The following is a 5,239-nucleotide window of genomic DNA, read 5'->3' as shown; positions in this document are numbered from 1 at the left end:
ACCTCAGACCTCAGACCTCAGACCTCAGACCTCAGACCTCAGACCTCAGACCTCAGACCTCAGACCTCAGACCTCAGACCTCAGACCTTCCTCAACTTAATTATCTTCAGAAAGTGCATCATCTTAATTATAGGGTAAGATGGATCGAATTCAAACCACTTATTAGCAAAATTAACGTTGTTCGGGCTTTTGTGATGGTTGTTTTGGAAAAGCTCACCCATCATTAAGAAATCTAAAGGCAGACTGTTTTTGCTGTGGTCATCATTATCATGGTTCGAATAACCGTACTTGTGCCCGCACCAGTTCACAATAGCGCCATGGATTGGACCCATCAGGAAATGGATAGGTAAAAGCAGGAACATCCACCAGTATTCAGCGAAAATAATGTAAAACGCAATGTATAGGAGAATAAACACGGTACGAGTGATCCATAGATCACCTATGCGATCTATTAATGGCCAAGTTGGATACCTATCGCGAAAAGCAGGCTCCGGCTCGATTTTGAATTTTACATATTCCAGGTAAATATTTTTCGTCTTTATCATCAATCCCCAAACATCTTTGATGAAATGAGGAGAATGAGGATCCTTTTCAGTATCACTATAAGCATGGTGCATTCTATGCATAATCGCATAAGCGCGGGGATTGAGAAATGATGAGCCTTGTGAAAGGAAGGTCATCATATAAAAAGTTTTTTCCCAAAAAGGTGCCATTTGAAACATCTTGTGGGAAGCATATCTGTGAAGGAAAAACGTTTGAAAAAATAGTGAAAGAAACCAGTGACAGAGGAAAAAAATTAGAATAACCATGCGTGAAATAAGGTGTGAAATGATGAGGGCAAAAGTAGAAAATTTAATTTGTTAACCTAGAAACGTCTGAAGTTGGATTTTAGCGTCCGAAGTCATCCTCTACTCTAATGATATCCGATTCGTCGGAAGGATTATCATGGTCTGTATGCTGCCAGATTTCAGCAATAATACCCCAATCGCTGAGTCCTACAGCCCTGTGGCGTTGCCCTTTTTTCAATAAGATACGATCGCCGGGAGCGAATTCTTTCAGTTCACCTTCTTCATTAGAATGGCTGGTTATGATACCAACAATACCTTTCATTACCTGCCAGATTTCAGCACGGCGATTATGATATTGCCAGGAAAGTCTTTTGCCGGGTTCAACAATCAGTACTTTCGGACTAAGTTTGCCTGAGATCTTAAGATCGTCAACGGCTATCCCATCAAAATAAGTGTTTGCAAATTTTTGTGCCTGATCTTCGGCAAGAACAAAAAAACCACCCCAGGGCCTCGACTGGTCTTCTGATACTATTTGAAATTCCTCACTATCGAGCACATTCCTAACCTCGTTAAAAACATCTGATTTCTGTTGTTCTACTGCCATATCCGATTACAATAATAATCTAAACAACAGAAAATAACAAAAGCGGTTTTGTTTTTTGTGTGTATTTCGGGGCAGAAAGATTCGTCACTTATTGCTCCAGAGGGATTGTAAACCAGAATTCGCTTCCAACTCCAGACACACTATCGACACCAATTTGCCCGCCATGGCGTTTCACAATTTCAGCACAAATATATAGGCCCAGGCCCAGGCCTGAGTATTGCGCTCCTGAATGATCAGCTCTCCAATAGCGGTCAAACAAGTGCGGCTGCTGCTCTTTTGGTATCCCCATACCAAAGTCCTTCACTGATATTTTTGCATGTCCATTTACTTTACTGATCGTTATCTTGATCATTTCGGAGTTTGGAGCATATTTAACGGCATTGTTTACGAAGTTGACCACCACCTGTTCTATGCGGTGCTCATCAGCAAATATTTGGAGCGCTGTATCTCCCTCGATAATGAGTTCATACTTCTTACCCATCCTAACATGGTTACAGCAAGAGTCCAGCAAGTCGTTAATACAAAACATCGATTTTGAAAGACGTAACTGACCTTCCCTCATTCGATCGACATTGAGCAGATTTTCAATAAGACTTGTCATCTTTTCTATACTGCGGTTCGACTGGTCAATTAGTTTTGGAAACAGAGGAGAACTCGCATCATTCTTGATCCTGTGCATCATTTGCACTGATGCTTTCAGGCTGGCAATGGGAGTTTTCAGTTCATGACTTGCTATGGAGATAAAATCGTCCTTTTGCTGAGCCAGTTTCATTTCTTCAGTAACGTCGGTATTTGTACCTATCCATCGGACAATCTTACCCTCATCGTTTTTCAAGGGTACTGCTTTTGAAAGGAACCATCGGTATTCTCCATCGGCTCTTCGCAACGGAAAAGTATCCTCCCACTTCCTCCCACTGTTAAGATCATTCTCAAATTTACGGGCTACTCTTTCAACCTCGTCCGGGTGATGGACTTTCTTCCATCCTGATCCTTTCATTTCTTCGAGTGTAGTGCCGGTATAGTCATACCACCTCTGATTATACCAAAAGATATAGCCATTTTCATCGGTCATCCAGGCGAGCTGTGACATATTATCTGCAAGCAGCTTTAAATTTTGTTCACTTTCCTTCAGCTGAAATTTTGCATTGACCTCGTCGGTAATTACCGTCGCCACCAGCATAATGCTATTCACATCGCCATCCTGATCCCGGATAGGATGATATACAAAATTCGAGTATACGTCCTCCATTTTACCATTTCGCTCCAGCTGTGCTTTCACCTCGCGGCCTTCATAAGGGACCCCTGTAGTGTAAACATCATCAATCCAATTCAGGAATTGTTGTCCCTGAAGTTCGGGTAAAGCGATATGCAAAGGCTTTCCAATGATATCCGAGTTTTTTCCCCAAATATCCAACGCTCTCATATTTGCTGAATCGATGATTAATTCCCGACCCTTCAATACAGCAATCGCAACCGGTGCGTCATTTAACAGGTATTTCAGCCGCCCTTCGCTTTCGGTGACCGTCGCTAAAGTTCGTTCAAGTTCACGTTGCATATCCGCAAGCTGGAAATTAGAGCTAACCAGTTCCTCATTCGAAGCTTGTACCTCTTCATTCATAGCCGCGAGTTCTTCATTCATCGCATTTTGCTCACTTACTTTCTGAATGGACGATAAGCGTAATTCAATCTCGTCCATTACGATTTTGGCGAGTCCTTCCAGAATTACCTTTTCTTTCTCCGAAAATGACCTCGTCTCTTTATCGATGACGCACACAGTTCCGATATGAAACCCATCGTGGGTGGTTAATGGAGCACCTGCATAAAATTTTAAACCCAATGAACCCGCCACATTTGGATTAGCCATCAGGCAGGGCTCATCCGGAGCATTTTCGAATACCGTCACTTCAGTATTCATCACTGCAAGAGAACAAAGACTATCACCCCGGTCTTCAACTATTTCATCACCCATCCCGATATTAGCCTTAAAGAAGACCTTGTTAGCATCAACCAATGAAATGAGAGAGATTGGCACACCAAAGATTTGCGTAGCTAGCTTAGCTACGTTATCAAATGCGTGTTCAGGTGGACTGTTAAGTATCTGATACCTTCTTAGCGCTTCAATGCGCCTAATATCGTTTTCTGGGATAATGTTCATCCCAAAAGAGTTCTCCATAGTTTGATGTTAGATCCAGGAAATTGGTTATTGCAAAGCTATTATTTGTTTACGAAAAATTTACTGATTGAGTTTTTTTAGTGATCAGACCGCGAACAGTTTACCTGGCAATTATCTTGGTTATTTGTTTGATAGCCTGGGGAGATAAACACTCGGTACGCTAAGTGGAAGTTCTTGTTCGTGCCTTCATTTACTGAAGTACATAATGAGCTAACAGCTTCTGTACCTCATACACATTTACCGATTTATTAAACTGTTTTTTAATACTAGGCTGCAATTCACTGGAAACCCAGATTTTTAGTTCTGCGTCCAGCTCAAACGTTCCTGCAGTTTCAATACTAAATCGAGTAATACTCTTATATGAAACCGACTTGTACTCCGTTTTGCTACCAGTTAAACCTTGTTTATCAACAAGAATTAATCTCTTTGTGGTAAAAATAAAAACATCACGGATAAGCTTAAAACCAAGCTCAATATTTTCTCCTTCTGTTAAAAGGATTCCGTAATTCTTATTTAATTCATCCGTGTTAACGGAGCCAGCATTGCCCAATATTGCAGAGAATAAGCCCATGATTTTGCGTGTTTTTATCTACTTAAATTTACTCCTTTCGTTCACAAACGAAATTCTTTTAAATGTAGTGTTTTGGAATGGGCTTAAGTATGAATGAAATTACACTCAATAAGCATTTTGGGGATGCCAAAACTGATTTCACGCAGAAATTCGGTAATTTTTAACAAGATTCGCATCAAATTCATGTTTCCCCCTTTATGAATTTCATAATGCTCCTTGCAGAGCCATTCCGAAATTCATAACGGCCGTTTTACTCGCATTGCGAAATTCATAATTGCACTAAAACGAGTATTATGAATCTCGTAAAAGTGCATTTAAGATTGATTCATAGGTTTTTACGATTTATATTTAATAAAAAACATAAGCCATGAAAACACATCGACTATTTATGTACGCCGCAGATCTGATGATTATAAGCGGCAAAAGCGAACGGACATGCCGACGGCTTTTACAAAACATGAAAGATCATTTCGGACTGGAAAAGCGACAGCAGATAACCTTCCATCAGGTTGCCGAATTTCTTTGCATCCCCGTCGACCAGATCCTTCCCTACATCAGAATGCTTCCTTTCGTTGTTATGGATTCTACTCCATGAAATTAAACGGCCTTAAGAGATTAAGGCTGTTTTTTTATGCATGTGGCTCACGACTAAGTATTCAATGGCTTATTTTCATTAATTTATCTCAACGTTAAGATAATTCCGCTCATAGCCGCGGAAGGCCTAGTTCTTTTGCTTCAGGTGGCTGTTGCGCAACTAACATCGGTTGATAACTATGATTTTAGAAAGAAGACGTTTTTCCCGAAATTAGATCATGCAGGGAAAGAAAAAGTATCAAGAAAAACTGTTCCTCAATTTTCAGCTTTCTACAGCTGTACCGGAGGATAATTTCTACAGGAAATTAAGTCAGTTAGTAGACTTCAGTTTTTTATACAAAGCGACCGCCAAATATTATGGATCCGAGGGTCAGCGGAGCATCGATCCGGTCGTATTTATGAAGCTGATGTTGGTCGGTTATCTGGAGAATTGCAACAGCGATCGTCGTATTATCGCCATCTCACGTATGCGTTTGGACATCCTATACTTTATTGGATACGATATCGAT

At 40.7% G+C, this 5,239-nt stretch carries 6 protein-coding genes; 2 read left to right on the top strand and 4 right to left on the bottom strand.

All coding sequences use genetic code 11. From position 1 onward, the window contains the following. Nucleotides 1-80: 80 nt before the first annotated feature. From ACLL8Z_RS07830 to ACLL8Z_RS07815, 4 genes are all read right to left on the bottom strand, one after another. Nucleotides 81-809 carry an acyl-CoA desaturase gene (locus tag ACLL8Z_RS07830; RefSeq protein WP_411274215.1) on the bottom strand — a complete coding sequence of 243 codons (729 nt, stop codon included), beginning with the start codon at nucleotides 807-809 and terminating at the stop codon, nucleotides 81-83. A gap of 79 nt (nucleotides 810-888) precedes the next feature. Beyond that, complete coding sequence (locus ACLL8Z_RS07825) at nucleotides 889-1,392, bottom strand: phosphoheptose isomerase (protein WP_411274214.1); 504 nt, start codon at nucleotides 1,390-1,392, stop codon at nucleotides 889-891. Nucleotides 1,393-1,480: 88 nt separating this feature from the next. Beyond that, a complete protein-coding gene (locus tag ACLL8Z_RS07820) occupies nucleotides 1,481-3,565 on the bottom strand; it encodes an ATP-binding protein (RefSeq protein ID WP_411274213.1) in 2,085 nt (694 codons plus the stop codon). Nucleotides 3,566-3,755: 190 nt separating this feature from the next. Beyond that, nucleotides 3,756-4,136 (bottom strand): PH domain-containing protein, encoded by a 381-nt coding sequence (locus tag ACLL8Z_RS07815; RefSeq protein ID WP_411274212.1) that lies wholly within the window; start codon nucleotides 4,134-4,136, stop codon nucleotides 3,756-3,758. Nucleotides 4,137-4,503: 367 nt separating this feature from the next. Here ACLL8Z_RS07815 and ACLL8Z_RS07810 point away from each other — a divergent pair, with 367 nt between their 5' ends. Together ACLL8Z_RS07810 and ACLL8Z_RS07805 are read left to right on the top strand one after the other, a co-directional pair. Beyond that, on the top strand, nucleotides 4,504-4,731 hold the full coding sequence (locus ACLL8Z_RS07810; protein ID WP_411274211.1) for a hypothetical protein: 228 nt from the start codon (nucleotides 4,504-4,506) through the stop codon (nucleotides 4,729-4,731). Nucleotides 4,732-4,948: 217 nt separating this feature from the next. Next, on the top strand, nucleotides 4,949-5,239 hold a 291-nt coding region (locus ACLL8Z_RS07805), incomplete at its 3' end, for a transposase (RefSeq protein WP_411274210.1).

The sequence above is a fragment of the Daejeonella sp. genome, from assembly GCF_046590655.1.
In the GTDB taxonomy this organism is placed as follows: domain Bacteria; phylum Bacteroidota; class Bacteroidia; order Sphingobacteriales; family Sphingobacteriaceae; genus Daejeonella.
The sequence above is the reverse complement of the archived record's forward strand: the minus strand, read 5'-3'. Positions and strand labels throughout refer to the sequence as shown.